Origin of the sequence: Emergencia sp. 1XD21-10, assembly GCF_009936045.1 — a bacterium.
Lineage (GTDB): Bacteria > Bacillota > Clostridia > Peptostreptococcales > Anaerovoracaceae > Senimuribacter > Senimuribacter intestinalis.
Genome location: NZ_QWEQ01000019.1, coordinates 45532 through 59183, shown reverse-complemented (window position 1 = coordinate 59183; position 13652 = coordinate 45532). Strand labels below are relative to the sequence as shown.

14 protein-coding genes are annotated in these 13652 nt (G+C 47.2%); all 14 read left to right on the top strand.

What is annotated here, in order from left to right:
• The first annotated feature begins 3 nt into the window (after positions 1–3).
• A complete protein-coding gene (locus tag D1151_RS12195; RefSeq protein ID WP_161909074.1) occupies positions 4–1404 on the top strand; it encodes a sigma-54-dependent Fis family transcriptional regulator in 1401 nt (466 codons plus the stop codon).
• A gap of 160 nt (positions 1405–1564) precedes the next feature.
• Positions 1565–2509 carry a dimethylarginine dimethylaminohydrolase family protein gene (locus D1151_RS12190; protein ID WP_161909073.1) on the top strand — a complete coding sequence of 315 codons (945 nt, stop codon included), beginning with the start codon at positions 1565–1567 and terminating at the stop codon, positions 2507–2509.
• A gap of 31 nt (positions 2510–2540) precedes the next feature.
• Entirely contained in the window at positions 2541–3500 is a 960-nt protein-coding gene (locus D1151_RS12185; RefSeq protein ID WP_202620433.1) for a dimethylarginine dimethylaminohydrolase family protein, read from the top strand.
• A gap of 4 nt (positions 3501–3504) precedes the next feature.
• Positions 3505–5133, top strand: a complete 1629-nt coding sequence (locus tag D1151_RS12180) for an amidohydrolase (protein WP_161909072.1) — start codon at positions 3505–3507, stop codon at positions 5131–5133.
• Between the two features lie 2 nt (positions 5134–5135).
• Positions 5136–5954, top strand: a complete 819-nt coding sequence (locus D1151_RS12175) for a polysaccharide deacetylase (protein ID WP_161909071.1) — start codon at positions 5136–5138, stop codon at positions 5952–5954.
• A 601-nt stretch (positions 5955–6555) separates the two neighbouring features.
• Complete coding sequence (locus tag D1151_RS12170; protein ID WP_161909070.1) at positions 6556–6990, top strand: EamA family transporter; 435 nt, start codon at positions 6556–6558, stop codon at positions 6988–6990.
• A 118-nt stretch (positions 6991–7108) separates the two neighbouring features.
• Positions 7109–7801, top strand: a complete 693-nt coding sequence (locus D1151_RS12165; protein ID WP_161909069.1) for a hypothetical protein — start codon at positions 7109–7111, stop codon at positions 7799–7801.
• A gap of 277 nt (positions 7802–8078) precedes the next feature.
• On the top strand, positions 8079–8294 hold the full coding sequence (locus D1151_RS12160) for a ferredoxin family protein (RefSeq protein WP_160201736.1): 216 nt from the start codon (positions 8079–8081) through the stop codon (positions 8292–8294).
• A gap of 5 nt (positions 8295–8299) precedes the next feature.
• Positions 8300–9382, top strand: a complete 1083-nt coding sequence (gene vorB, locus D1151_RS12155) for a 3-methyl-2-oxobutanoate dehydrogenase subunit VorB (protein WP_160201737.1) — start codon at positions 8300–8302, stop codon at positions 9380–9382.
• Complete coding sequence (locus tag D1151_RS12150) at positions 9382–10131, top strand: thiamine pyrophosphate-dependent enzyme (protein WP_160201738.1); 750 nt, start codon at positions 9382–9384, stop codon at positions 10129–10131. Before vorB ends, D1151_RS12150 begins: the two co-directional genes overlap by 1 nt.
• Before the next feature lie 3 nt (positions 10132–10134).
• Positions 10135–10683 (top strand): 2-oxoacid:acceptor oxidoreductase family protein, encoded by a 549-nt coding sequence (locus D1151_RS12145; RefSeq protein ID WP_160201739.1) that lies wholly within the window; start codon positions 10135–10137, stop codon positions 10681–10683.
• Between the two features lie 551 nt (positions 10684–11234).
• Positions 11235–11603 carry a BlaI/MecI/CopY family transcriptional regulator gene (locus D1151_RS12140; protein WP_161909068.1) on the top strand — a complete coding sequence of 123 codons (369 nt, stop codon included), beginning with the start codon at positions 11235–11237 and terminating at the stop codon, positions 11601–11603.
• A 1-nt stretch (position 11604) separates the two neighbouring features.
• Positions 11605–12756, top strand: a complete 1152-nt coding sequence (locus D1151_RS12135; protein ID WP_161909067.1) for a CCA tRNA nucleotidyltransferase — start codon at positions 11605–11607, stop codon at positions 12754–12756.
• Positions 12753–13556, top strand: a complete 804-nt coding sequence (locus D1151_RS12130) for an EFR1 family ferrodoxin (RefSeq protein WP_161909066.1) — start codon at positions 12753–12755, stop codon at positions 13554–13556. The genes D1151_RS12135 and D1151_RS12130 overlap by 4 nt, the downstream gene beginning before the upstream one ends.
• Positions 13557–13652 lie beyond the last annotated feature (96 nt).

Here is a 13652-nt window from a genome sequence, read left to right as displayed (position 1 = left end):
AGAATGAAAAAGCTACGTGAATATGCGCAGGAACTCTTGGACGTATACAACTATTTCAATGGCGTCATTATTTTCGATCGACATGCAATAGCAGTATACTATTACAATAACCGTCCGGATCTCAATAGTTTACAGGATAAAGATGTAATCGGAAAAACTCTGTCGCAGATTTATCCCAATCTGGACTTGTCTGCCAGCACAATCATGAAAGCTCTGAAGACTGGAAAGCCGACTTCTAATATATACCAAAAAACCATAGATTTCAAAGGACAGGAAGTACATGAAGTCAACACAACACTGCCCATTTTTGACGGGACAGAAATCATCGGCGCCGTCGAGGCGTCCCAGTATATCATCGGTGAGAACGAATGTCGGAACATCTATATTACACCCATCCATAGTGAAATGCACCATGCCCGTTTCACTGTAGACGATATCATTACCTGCAATCCGGAAATGGAGCTTGTAAAATCAAAAATTCGCAAAGTCGCCAGAACCGATTCATCAATTCTCCTATACGGAAAAACAGGTTCCGGAAAGGGCATGGCAGCGGAAGCCATTCATGCTGGCAGCAAAAGAAGTAGCCAACGCTTTGTAACGCAAAACTGCGCTGCCATTCCAGCAAGTCTGATGGAAAGCATTTTATTCGGTACTATAAAGGGTAGTTTTACCGGAGCAGAAAACCGGAAAGGGCTCTTTGAAGCTGCAAGCGGCGGTACGCTTTTCCTGGATGAAATAAACAACATGGATTTGAACCTGCAGGCAAAAATTTTAAAAGCCATCGAAGAACAGAAAATTACAAGAGTAGGAGACTACGAACCCCGTCCTGTCGATGTGCGCGTCATTGCTGCGACCAACGTAGAACCCCTGCAGCTGGTACAGCAGAACATGTTGCGCGATGACCTTTATTACAGGCTTCGCGTTGTGCAAATAGACCTACCCGATTTGAAGGATCGCAAAGAAGATATTATGCCTCTGACGGAACATTTTATCCGACTCTATAACCGGTCGATGGATAAAAATATTTTAGGCGTGGATGACAGCGTCAAAGCGTTATTCCTTCGCTACGAATGGCCCGGCAATGTGCGGGAGCTTGCCAATACCATAGAAGGTGCTTTCAACTTTGCAAAGGATGCTGTCCTTCATTTGGAAGACATTAGCTGGACTTCAGAAATGAAGGCAGAAATAGAGGAAGAAAATTATCCGCCATTCCGCCCAGAGGAAAAGCGTACTTTAAAAGAACTTCTGCAAGACTATGAGCGCGATCAGATTCTGAAAAGCATGCATGAAAGCTCTACAATCCATGAACTGCTGGATAATCTTAGTCTAAGCAGGCAAAATCTGAACCATAAGTTGAAGCAATACGGAATCGAAAATAAATTTGACAGTATAAAAAAATTTTAGCATATTGCGGCATTCCTCTGCGGCCGCACTTTCCTATTTCGCAACTAACCCATTGAAAATTCAACAAAAGAGCGAGCAATACGAAGTGATTTGTTCGCTCTTTTTATTGGCACGGGAATTGCTATATAAATTGATAAATGAAAATGGAGGTGAAGGCAATATGAGCCAAATAAAACAAGATATTGATGCTATACCTGGTGAAAGATGGTTTCCAAAAGAAACTGCTTTTGAAGACGATATGAACGAATACTGGGGTGATTTCGGCGTTTGTTCCGAAGTCGACACCCTGCGGGCAGTACTGATGAGAAGACCCGGCAAAGAAGTAGAAGATTTTGATGCTGCGGCAGTTAGATTTTCTGATGAACCCATCGATGTGGAGCTGATGAGAAAACAGCATGACGATGTAGTAAAGGTCTACACAGACTTTGGCGTCAAAGTACATTATGTAGAAAATCAGAGAGAAGACAGACCCAATGCAATTTTCTGCCGCGACCTGATGTTCATGACACCGGAAGGCGCTATCCTGACAAGACCAGGGATGGCAGCTCGCAGAGGGGAAGAACGCTATATTGCAGAAGCACTGGGAAAGCTCGGTGTACCGATTCTGCGCACGATCGCAGGTGACGGCATGTTTGAGGGTGCAAATGGCATGTGGGTGGATAGACATACCTGCGTCTTATCTACTGGCAGCCGCTGCAACCAAAGCGGCTTTGAGCAGGTAAAATATGAACTGGAACGCATGGGAGTCACTGTATATCACATGCAGCAGCCTTACAGCAATATTCACATCGACGGACTGATGAACCCACTGAGCCACGAACATGTTCTGGTTCACGCTTCTCAGGTACCTTACGATATTCTCGATATGCTGAAGAAAAAGGGTTATCGCATTTTAGAGGCACCATCACAGACCGAAGTCAGAGAGACTTTTGCATGCAACTTCGTAGCATTGGAACCTGGTCATATCCTCATGCCGGAGGGCAGTCCTAGAACTCAGGAGCTATTGGAGAAAAGCGGTATCAAAGTGCAAACTGTCAATATTTCTGAAATTATCAAAGGAAAAGGTGCGCTCCACTGTATTACCGCTTATCTGAAGAGAGGCTAATTTGACATCGATTATATACAAGGAGGAAATTATGAACGAAAAACAAGGAATGAACAACACTGTAGATATTGATGCGCTTCCAGGAGAGCGCTGGTTTGCGAAAGAATCTTCTATCATTGACGATATGCCGGAGCTTTGGGGAGACTGGGGCGTCTGCTCCGAGGTCGATACCCTGCGCGCCGTGCTCATGCGCAGACCGGGAAAGGAAATTGAAAACTTTGACTGGGAAGCAGCCAGATTTAAAGCTCCTATCGATCCTGAGCGTTTTCGTCAGCAGCACGATGCACTAGCGCAGATTTACAGAGATCACGGTGCGACTGTGCACTATATCGAAGAACAGCGGGAAGACAGACCGAATGCTTTGTTCTGCCGCGATCTGGTCTTCATGACCCCAGAAGGCGCCATCGTTACACGTCCAGCGATGGAGGCAAGACGCGGCGAAGAACGTTATGCTGCAAAAAAACTGGCCGAACTAGGTGTGCCTATCATTAGAACTGTCTGCGGCAGCGGAACCTTTGAAGGGGCTATGGGGCTTTGGATTGACCGTCATACCGTTGTCCTGGCTTCCGGTGTGCGCACCAACCGTGAAGGCTACGAAATGGTTGAATCCGAACTTCGCAGAATGGGTGTTACAGAAATTCTGCACATGCAGATTCCTTACGGTCATGCACACATTGACGGGCTGTTAAACATGGCAAGCCATGACGTTGCAATGATTCACGCATCGCAGGTGCCTTATGACGTGTGTGACGCGCTGAAGAAAAAAGGCATCAAGCTGCTGGAATGCCCTTCCAGAATTGAAGCAAAAGAGAGCTTTGCCATCAACTTTGTTGCCATAGAACCAGGCACGATTGTAATGCCTGCAGGTAATCCGCGCTCACAGGAGTTGCTTGAAAAGAACGGCATCAATGTCATTCCTGTAGAATTTGATGAAATCATGAAAGGATTCGGTGCAATTCACTGCTGCACTGCATTTTTGAAGAGAGGTTAGAACAATGAGAAAAGCATTTGTAAATGGCAGAATCAGAACTATTGATACTGAAAATACCCTCGTGGAAGCAATGATTTGTGAAGATGGAAAGATTTCTGCTCTAGGAACCACTGAAGAAATCGAAAAGCTGGCGCAGGGCTGTGACATCATTGATCTCGAGGGAAAGGATGTACTGCCCGGCTTCATCGATGCACATATTCACCTTTTAAATCACGCAATCTTTGAAAAGAAAACAGCATCGCTGGGCGCTGCCCGCAGTGCGGACGAAATGGTAGAAATCGTAAAGCAGTATATCAAGGATAACCAGATTCCGGACGGCGAATGGGTCACCGGGTTCGGCTGGGATCAGGAAGTATTTCCAGGCGGAGAATTTCCAACGGTTAAAGATTTAGATCGGATTTCTGATACCCATCCGATTATGCTGGACAGACGCTGCGGAACAATCTGCGCCGCAAACTCAATGGCGCTGAAGATCGCCGGCATCGACAAGAACACACCTGACCCCCAGGGCGGCGAACTGGTACGTTTTCCCGATGGCTCTCCAACTGGCGTCATGCTGGAAAGCGCAATGAGCCTGATCGGTGATCACGTGCCAAAACTGACGGATAAACTGCAGATGAAAGAACTGCTGGAATTTTCTTTCCGCGAAATGGTGAAAAACGGCGTGACCGTCTGCCATACGGAAGACTTCTATTCTGTCGACGATAAACGGGCGCTGTGGGAAGCTTATTTGGAACTTTGCGCAGAAGGAAAAATGCCGATTGACCTGGTTTTACAGCTGCGGATTCACAGACCGGATCAGCTGCAGGAATTCTTTGATTATGGATTCCACTCCTGGCAGCGGTTTGGAAAAATCAAAATCGGACCGATTAAGTTCCTGGGCGACGGCTCACTGGGCGCATGGTCTGCAGGTCTGAACGAGCCTTACAGTGATAAGCCGGATAGCTGCGGCTGCCTGTATTGGGATAAGGAAGAACTTTCAGCTATCGCAAAAGAAATCGTGGATCACGATTTTGATCTGACGATTCATGCCATCGGAGACGCTGCAGTAGAGACCTTCCTGGACGGATGCATTTCTGTAAAAGATACCATCAAAGAAAAACAGCTGCGTCCTTCTATTATCCACAGTCAGATTATGAACGAGCGCATTTTCGAGAAGTACAAGGAAGTCGACGCGATCGGCTTGATTCAGCCGATGTATATTCATTCCGACTGGAGCATCGCAGATTCTCGTGTCGGCGAACGTATGAAGACCAGCTACTGCTTCGGCAGCATGCTGAAACAGGGCATCCGTCTGGCGGCTGGCTCCGATCTTCCGATTGAATCGGTCAATCCGCTGGAGGGCATTCAGGTCAACGTGACCAGAAAAGATCTGTCCGGACAGCCGGAAGGCGGATGGTATCCGGAAGAGAAAATGAGCAGACTGGATGCAGTCAAACTGCATACCATTTATGGCGCTTATGTTTCTAAAGATGAAGATTCTCTCGGCTCTCTGGAAGTCGGCAAGCGGGCAAACTTTGTCGTGCTGTCAGACGATGTATTCAGCGTGCCGGAGGATACGATTAAAAATATTCAGGTGATGAAAACCTATATTGACGGCGCGCTTGCCTTCGATATGGAAGAGGAGGAATAAAAATGAGAAAGAATTGGCCGGAAGGCGTAAAAATGGGCGTAGCCCTGACTTTTGACTTGGATGCGGAAACTTTCTGGTTTTCCCGCACCATGGACAGCTTAAACAACCCAAATTTAATGGCAGAGGGCGCATACGGTCCTAAAGTTGGCGTGCCGAGGATTTTAGATATGCTGGATAGACAGCAGCTGAAAGCGACTTTCTTTATTCCAGGCTGGGTCATCGAGCAGCATACCGAAACCTGCCAGGAAATTGTAAGACGCGGACACGAAATTGGCTATCACGGCTATCTCCACGAAACAACCTATTTCCCTGAACAGGACAAAGAACTGGTCGCAAAATCAAAAAAAATCATGAAAGAACTGCTGGGCGTTGAGCCGCTAGGCTACAGAGCGCCGGAAGCAATTTTAACCGAAGAAACCATTCGGAATGTCATGGCAAGCGGCTTTGAATATTCCTCAAACACCATGGCATGTGACTGGCCTTATTTCCATGAAAGTGAAGATGGTCAGAAATTAATCGAGCTGCCGTTCTCCTGGCTGTATGATGATACTTCCCACTTCTTCTTCACACTGCAGCAGCCGGAAAGAAGAAGAATCTGCTCTCCGCAGTATGTAAAAGATATTTGGCAGAGCGAATTTGACGGTCTCTATGAAGAAGGCGGTCTGATGACCCTGGTGCTGCATCCGCAGTGCATCGGCAGAATCAGCCGTATTAACATGCTGGAAGATTTAATCTGCTACATGAAGACAAAGCCGGGCGTTGCAATCGGACCGGCGCTGGAAATCAGCAGATTGGCACGTAAAGGTTTGGAACAAGCATAATCAAGACAATCCAATGTAGATGTACACTCCTTTGGTACAGCAGCGCGCCCGGTGGGAATCCACCGGGCGCGCTGCTTGTCTGCACTTTAGCGGGTTGAGCAGGGTCTGCGAGGCAGCGCCTGCTCGATCAGACTAGGCGCTGCCTGCGGTAAACACATGAAAAGAGCATTCACCCATCGACGCTGACTAAATTTTGGATTTTGCTGAATTTTGTCAGCAAATCGTGAAGAATTAGGTTTCATATTCTTAAAATCCTGACAAAGCAGACAAAATCAAAAGAATTTGTCAGTTTTGTCAGCGTTTTTAGCTAAAATGCTGACAGATTTGACAAAAAACTAAAAAAATGTCAGTTTTGTCAGCGACATAGAAATTTAAAACTTTTTCGTGTGTTCACCTTGGCACATTGCTGTATTCCCATTGACTTTTTCTGCAGGCGCATGTACACTATACCTATAAAACTGAAAGAAAAACGCAGATGATGTACCGCCGGGTAGATGATTTTAGCGTCCTAATCCATTCCGTTAGGCCTTAGAAGGAATGGTGCGGGGCGCTTTTGTTTTCTTGTCAGGAGGTATTTTGCGGCGTTGAAGGAGGAAAGCGTATGAGTATTTTTACATTTTGGTGGCCTATAGCACTGCTTCTGGTGGCGCACACCTTTTATCAGGTCAGCGCAAAATCTGTGCCGGAGGCAATGGATCCTTTCGCAGCGGTATTTTTTAACTATGTGGTGGCTGCGGCTGCAGCCTTTGTCCTGTGGATGGTCATGGGGCAGGACAAAAACCTGGCGGTGCAGTTTGGGAAGATGAACTGGGCACCGGTTGTCATGGGATTTACCATTACGGCGGTGGAAGTAGCATCGGTCTTTATGTATAAGCTGGGCTGGAATATCAGCGTGGGAACGACCATTGTAAATATTGCTCTTGCCGTAGTCCTTGCGGTGATTGGAATACTTTTTTATAGAGAGGTTTTGACGGTACAGCAGATGGTGGGAATTGGTCTTTGCATTGCCGGTGTCATCGTAATAGCGAGGAGCTGAAAATTCGCAAAAATGCACCAAACAAAAAGTCATAATCTCTGAAAATTAATTTGACATTTCCGTCACAATTCGTTAAAATATAAGTGTAAAGTGAGAATGCAAAATGGGAGAGTTTTCGATGAAAAGCATTTTAACAGAAATGATTAAGACTAAGAAGAACTTCGTCTTTGTAGGCGAAGCAGGCAGCGGTAAGAGCGAAATTGCAATTAACTTTGCCTTCCAGCTTGCAGAGCTTTCTGATAAGAAGGTGCACTTCTTTGATATGGACCAGACGAAGCCGCTGTTTCGTTCCAGAGATATCAGACATCAGATTGAGGATGCAGGCATCGTCTTCCATTATGAGGAACAGTTTTTTGACGCACCGACCCTGCCGGGTGGCGTGAGAAACTATATGGCGGACGAGGATAGTATCGTAATTATGGACGTAGGCGGCGACCATGTCGGAGCAAGACTCATCGGTGCATTTTCACCGTTTCTCAACCGAGAAAATACACAGAACTTCTTCGTCATTAACGCATATCGTCCGTGGTCGAAGGATTTAATCAGTATTGACGGTACCATGGCCCGCGTATTGGGCATGGCTCGCATCGATTTAGCAAATGTCTCAATTTTGAGTAATCCCAATGTGGGAATTACTACTACAGCGGAGGAAGCGCTTGATGGCAATGAGAAAGTCAAAGCATTAATTGGAGAATATTTGAATGTCGACTACATGTGCGCTCTTGCGCACCTTTGTCCTGAGATTTCAGGAAAGACAAATACCCCGCTTCTTCCGGTGAATTTGTATCTGACCTATGAGTGGGTCGATTAGAAATGTCAACTACCCTGGCTTTGCCTGGGGTTATTGAATAACGGTTTGAGAGCCTTTGCTTTTCGCTGGCTCAGTACACCATGTTACGACTAGAGCCAGCCCAAAACAAGTTTTGGGGCTCTAAAGCATAAGGTCTGCCAGACTGCTCACTGAGTTCGCAGGGCAGGACCATTATACGACGCATTCTAAACCGGCTAAAGACCGGAGAATGCCAGCATAAGGTCTGCCAAACTGCTCACTGAGTTCGCAGGGCAGGACCATTAAGGAGGTAATCAAAATGGCAAAAGGAAAAGTGGAAATTAGAGCAGAGAGCTGCAAGAGCTGCGGTTATTGCGTTAAATTCTGCCCTAAGAAAGTGCTCGCTATTGGCGACAAAGTGAATTCTAAAGGCTACCAGTATGTTGTTGCAGCAAATCCGGACGACTGCATCGGCTGTGCCGCTTGCGGAGTTGTCTGTCCAGACGCAGCAATCGAAGTTTATAGGGAGGTTTAGAAAAAATGGCAAGAGTATTTATGAAGGGCTGTGAAGCAATCGCAGAAGCAGCTACCAGAGCTGGCTGTAGATTCTTTGCCGGCTACCCAATCACACCACAGAACGAGATTCCGGAATACTTTGCAAGAAGAATGCCGGAAGTTGAAAACGGCGTATTCGTACAGGGTGAAAGTGAAGTCGCTTCTGTCAATATGCTGTATGGCGCAGTACAGACAGGAACAAGATCCATGAGTTCTTCTTCCAGTACTGGTATCAGTTTATATAGTGAAGGTATTTCCTATTGCGCTGCTGCGCGTCTTCCAATCGTATATGTAAACGTGCAGAGAGGCGGTCCTGGTATCGGTGCAATTCAGCCGGCACAGCAGGACTACATGCAGGCAACCAAGGCTTCCGGCAACGGTGGTTTTGAAATGATCGTACTGTCTCCTTCCACTGTACAGGAAGCAGTAGATATGACCTATGAAGCATTTGACCTGGCAGAAAGAGACATGAACCCGGTTCTGATTCTGACAGACGGTGTAATGGGTACTATGATGGAGCCTGTTGAACTTCCTCCGATGAAGAGCGATGAAGAGGTTGCTGCACTGAAAGCAGCTCGCAAGGCTGTTTCCGCAGTTGGACACAAACCGGAAGAACAGGTTAGAATCCTTCCTGGCGGCGTAGGCGGCGGTTTTGAGCCAGTAAACATTGAAGCTGCAAAACTTTATGAATCTTGGAAAGAAAATGACGTTAGAGTAGAAGAAATCATGGTTGATGACGCAGAAATCATTTTGACCGCTTATGGTATCTCCGCTCGTATCGCTAGAATTGCAGTAAAAGAACTGAGAGCAGAAGGCATTAAGGCTGGACTCATCAGACCGATTGCAATTCATCCGTTCCCATATAAGTCCTTTGAAAATCTGGACTTCAACAGAGTTAAGGGTATCTTAGACATCGAAATGTCCATCCCTGCACAGATGAGATGGGACGTAGACCACGCAGTTCATGGCAGATGTCCAATCAAAGAATGTCTCAGATCCGGCGGTGAGCTGATGACAAAAGAAAGAGTTATGGCTGCAGCACATGAACTGGTAAAGGAGGTATTATAATGGAAAAAGTATATAAGAGAACCATTGGTATCAAACCTGAAACCGTATCCGGATTCTGTCCGGGCTGCATGCACGGAACCATTCACAAACTGATTGGTGAAGTTGTTGAAGAATTAGGCATGCTGGACAAATTAGTTCGCTGCGAAGGTGTTGGCTGCTGTGGACTGGGTCAGTTATACGTATCCCACGACCTGAACATTTCTGCACACGGCAGAGCTTGCGCAGTTGCAACAGGTCTGAAGAGATCCAATCCGGATTCTCTGGTTTATACATATCAGGGCGATGGAGACCTTGCTTCCATCGGTCTTGGCGAAACAGTTTCCGCTGCCAACAGAGGTGAAAACTTTACCGTTATCTTTGTAAATAACGGTATCTACGGTATGACTGGCGGTCAGATGGCACCGACTACACTGATCGGCATGAAGGCTACTACTGCACCGAAGGGCAGGAATCCGGAAGAACACGGATATCCAATCCATATGTGCGAAGTTTTGAGCCAGCTGACAGCTCCTGCTTATCTGGAAAGAACCAGCTGCAACACACCTGCTAACGTTCGTAAGACAAAAGCGGCTATCAAGAAAGCATTCCAGAACCAGATTGACGGAAAAGGCTTCTCCATGGTTGAAATTGTCACTACATGTCCAACAAACTGGGGCATGAGCGAAGCAAAAGCACTGGATTTCTTAGAAGAAAAAATGCTGAAAGAATTCCCGCTGGGTGTATTCAGAGATAAATCAAAGGAGGAATAGAACATGGAAAGAAATTTACTTGTTGCCGGATTTGGCGGACAGGGTGTCATGATGCTAGGAACTCTTTTGGCTCAGGCAACTTGCGAATCAACTGATAAACACGTAACATATTTCCCATCCTACGGCGCAGAAATGCGTGGAGGTACAGCTAACTGCTACGTTGTAATCTCCGATGACGAAATCGGTGCGCCTGTTATGGAAGCAATGGAAGATATGATTGTCATGAACGATCCTTCCCTGCATAGATTCCTTGACAAGCTGAAACCAGGCGGAAACCTGCTGATTAACAGCTCCATCGTAATCTCTCCAATCGAGAGAGACGACATCAAGGTCATCAAAGTTCCTGTAACTGAAATGGCTCTGGAAATGGGAAATCCGAAAGTTTTGAACATCATCATGCTGGGCGCTTACATCGGCGCAACAGAAGTTGTTCCAAAAGAAGTTATCATTGAAACTATCAAGAACAAACTGGGTAAGAAAAAACCAGAGTTCCTGCCGATGAACTTAGAAGCTTTCGAAAAAGGATTTGCGATTGGCGCAGCTGCAAAATAAAATATATATTTTAAAACCACCTGCAGGCAGGAAACCGTTTGCAGGTGGTTTTTCTGTATGGTGAAGCTTGGGCTCTGACGGTAGCGACTGTGTCTGGTTGTAGCGCCGGTACCGGAAAGCAGCAGTGCCGCTTTCCGGCCTCTTCCTCACGCTGGCGTTGACAAAATTGACAAAAAATCGTGATTCTGTCAATTCGGGCAATGTTTTCGGTGAAAAACCTTGACAGAATTGACATTTTTGCAGAAATTTGTCCAATTTGTCAAAAACAAGGGTGAAATAGCCGGTATTTTAGAGTGAAAATCTTGATTTATTGACAAAATTGAAGAAAAATCAAGAATTTGTCAATGTAGGCAGTCTGCGGAGGCTAATGCCGCTTCGGTGCAGCTGTGAACTAGCACGGCCTGCCGGAGCTGACCGCAGTCACCGGAGAGCGATGCCGCTACCGCCGCTGACGCCCGATTTGGTAGGTAGTCGCATATATTTCCCTTGACACATGCCTCCTACAATTGTAGTATATAGATAAGAATACTACAATTGTAGGAGGTTTTTCTATGGGCAGACTGTCAGAAGCCGAGCTCAACGTGCTCGGTGTTTTATGGGAAAGAACAGAAGGCTTTGGGCTTGGTGAAATTGTGGAAGCCTTGAAACCGGTAACTGGTTGGAGCAGAAATACGGTGCTGACCTATTTGACACGTATGGAACGAAAGAGGCTGGTAAAAATCGATCGGAGCGGTGATCCGCACCGCTATCTGGCAGAGGTCAGCAGAGAGACCTGTGCTGCGCCGGAGAGACGAAACCTTTTGGAAAAAGTATACGGCGGCGCAGCAGGAGATTTGATTGCGGCTTTTTTGAAAGAAAGCAGAATTTCGGAAGAAGAGAGAGCGCAGCTGAAGCAGCTTTTAGATGAGATGGAGGTCTGATATGACGAATATTTTTAAGCTGCCGGATTATATAAGCAATGTCCTTGCGGCTCTTGAGCAGCAAGGTCACGAGGCTTACGCCGTAGGCGGCTGCATCAGGGATCTGCTTATGGAGCGGCAGCCCTCTGACTGGGACATTTGCACTTCGGCGCGTCCGGAGGAGACGACGGCGTGTTTTGGCGAGGAAAACGCCGTGCAGACCGGTGCAAAACATGGGACGGTTACAGTTTTAACAGAGGAAGGTCCAGTAGAAATTACCACCTACCGCATTGACGGCGACTATCTGGATGGGCGACATCCGGAGGCTGTGGCATTTACAACCAATCTTGAGGAGGACCTGAAAAGGCGGGACTTTACCATGAATGCCCTTGCCTATAATCCAGAGCGGGGGCTGGTGGATTTGCATAACGGCGCCTATGATATCAAACATAAAATGGTTCATTGTGTGGGGGAGCCGCAGAAACGCTTTGAGGAGGACGCACTTCGGATATTACGCGCTCTTCGGTTCCGTTCAGTACTGTGTTTTCAGATGGATATGGAGACGGCGGAGGCGGTCCGCAGCTGTGCTCATCTGCTGACGAAAATTTCCAGGGAACGAATCAATGGGGAACTTTCCAAACTGGTGCTGGGACCTGCTGTGGACACGGTCATCGGCAGCTATTATGAGGTGCTGCAGGTGTGCTGCCCTGGACTTGTGCCGGCTTCTGTAAAGAAACTTCCGAAGGAACTTTCCGTTCGTCTTGCAATGCTTTTTCCTGAGGGGACAAAAGAAGCCCTGCGGGAATTGAAGTATGATAACAGGACGGTAGAGCAGGCGGCAGCCATTGCGAGACTTCTGGAGGCGCAGCCAGAACCGCAGGTCGATCGGCGGGCGATTTGCCGCATGCTGAAAGCAGAGGGGGAATTTGTTACCAGAATGTATTATGCAGCCTTTGGTGAAGAGTCCTGCGTCAAAGCTGTTATCGACAGCGATGTCTGTTGGAATCTGAAACAGCTTGCTGTAAGCGGCGGCGACTTGATTAAGCTGGGTGCAGTGCCCGGACCCGCCATCGGCAGCATACTAGATGAAATGCTGGAACTTGTGATAGATGGGAAACTGGAAAACTCCGGCGAATGTTTGCTGGATTATGCGAGAGAGAGGGGGCTCTTATGATAAAACAAATTTGGGCAGTATACTTCAGCCCGACAGGCAGCACGAAGGGGCTGATTGTTCGCATAGCAAAAGCCGCAGCAGAAGCGCTGGGCGCTGCTGCGGTGCGGGAGTTTGATATCACAAAGCTGGAAAATCGGCAGAGCAGGGCGGAATTCGGAGCGAGAGATTTTGTCATATTCGGCATGCCCACTTATGCGGGCAGATTGCCCAACAAAATCATGCCCTATATCAGAGATTCGGTGAAAAGTGCAGGCGCTTCCTGCGTACCTGTAGTAACTTTCGGTGGTCGTAGTTTTGATGACAGTCTGGCTGAACTTTCGGATTTGCTGGAAGAAACAGGCTTTAAACTGGCGGGCGGCGGGGCATTTGTGTGCCATCACGCCTTTGCAAAGGTGGCGGAGGGAAGACCGGCAAGAGCAGACTTTGAAAAAGCGGCAGAGTTGGGAGAAGGTGCGATGAAGAACTTGCAGACAGGTCATACCCTCAGTGCAGAAGTATTTCCGGGAAATCATCCGGCAGGACCTTATTATGTGCCGAAGGGACTCGAGGGCACGCCGGCAGTTTTCCTGAAAGCCAAGCCAGTGACCGATTCGGGTAAATGCACCGGCTGCGGTCTTTGTGCGGAGCACTGCCCCATGGGGAGCATTGGAACGGATGGCATTTGTATTAAATGTCAGGCATGTATCGCTGTTTGCCCGCAAAGCGCAAAATACTTTACCGATGGGGCATTCCTCAGTCACAAAGCTATGCTGGAGCGGGATTTTGCCGACAACAGGGTGGAAAGTCAGATTTGGATATAATGTGGTTTTCGAAATCTGCGAAAAAGTTTGCTTTTTTACAAACAAAATCGCCATTTTGAAAACCATCTCTTAAAAAACTGAAAACTGGCAGAAAGA

Excerpts from the sequence above, each read along its gene's own strand:
- D1151_RS12195 (WP_161909074.1), top strand. The coding sequence starts at position 4 with ATGAAAAAGCTACGTGAATATGCGCAGGAACTCTTGGACGTATACAAC.
- D1151_RS12165 (WP_161909069.1), top strand. The coding sequence starts at position 7,109 with ATGAAAAGCATTTTAACAGAAATGATTAAGACTAAGAAGAACTTCGTC.
- D1151_RS12170 (WP_161909070.1), top strand. The coding sequence starts at position 6,556 with ATGAGTATTTTTACATTTTGGTGGCCTATAGCACTGCTTCTGGTGGCG.
- D1151_RS12140 (WP_161909068.1), top strand. The coding sequence starts at position 11,235 with ATGGGCAGACTGTCAGAAGCCGAGCTCAACGTGCTCGGTGTTTTATGG.
- D1151_RS12130 (WP_161909066.1), top strand. The coding sequence starts at position 12,753 with ATGATAAAACAAATTTGGGCAGTATACTTCAGCCCGACAGGCAGCACG.
- D1151_RS12160 (WP_160201736.1), top strand. The coding sequence starts at position 8,079 with ATGGCAAAAGGAAAAGTGGAAATTAGAGCAGAGAGCTGCAAGAGCTGC.
- D1151_RS12180 (WP_161909072.1), top strand. The coding sequence starts at position 3,505 with ATGAGAAAAGCATTTGTAAATGGCAGAATCAGAACTATTGATACTGAA.
- D1151_RS12145 (WP_160201739.1), top strand. The coding sequence starts at position 10,135 with ATGGAAAGAAATTTACTTGTTGCCGGATTTGGCGGACAGGGTGTCATG.
- vorB (WP_160201737.1), top strand. The coding sequence starts at position 8,300 with ATGGCAAGAGTATTTATGAAGGGCTGTGAAGCAATCGCAGAAGCAGCT.
- D1151_RS12175 (WP_161909071.1), top strand. The coding sequence starts at position 5,136 with ATGAGAAAGAATTGGCCGGAAGGCGTAAAAATGGGCGTAGCCCTGACT.
- D1151_RS12185 (WP_202620433.1), top strand. The coding sequence starts at position 2,541 with ATGAACGAAAAACAAGGAATGAACAACACTGTAGATATTGATGCGCTT.
- D1151_RS12150 (WP_160201738.1), top strand. The coding sequence starts at position 9,382 with ATGGAAAAAGTATATAAGAGAACCATTGGTATCAAACCTGAAACCGTA.
- D1151_RS12190 (WP_161909073.1), top strand. The coding sequence starts at position 1,565 with ATGAGCCAAATAAAACAAGATATTGATGCTATACCTGGTGAAAGATGG.
- D1151_RS12135 (WP_161909067.1), top strand. The coding sequence starts at position 11,605 with ATGACGAATATTTTTAAGCTGCCGGATTATATAAGCAATGTCCTTGCG.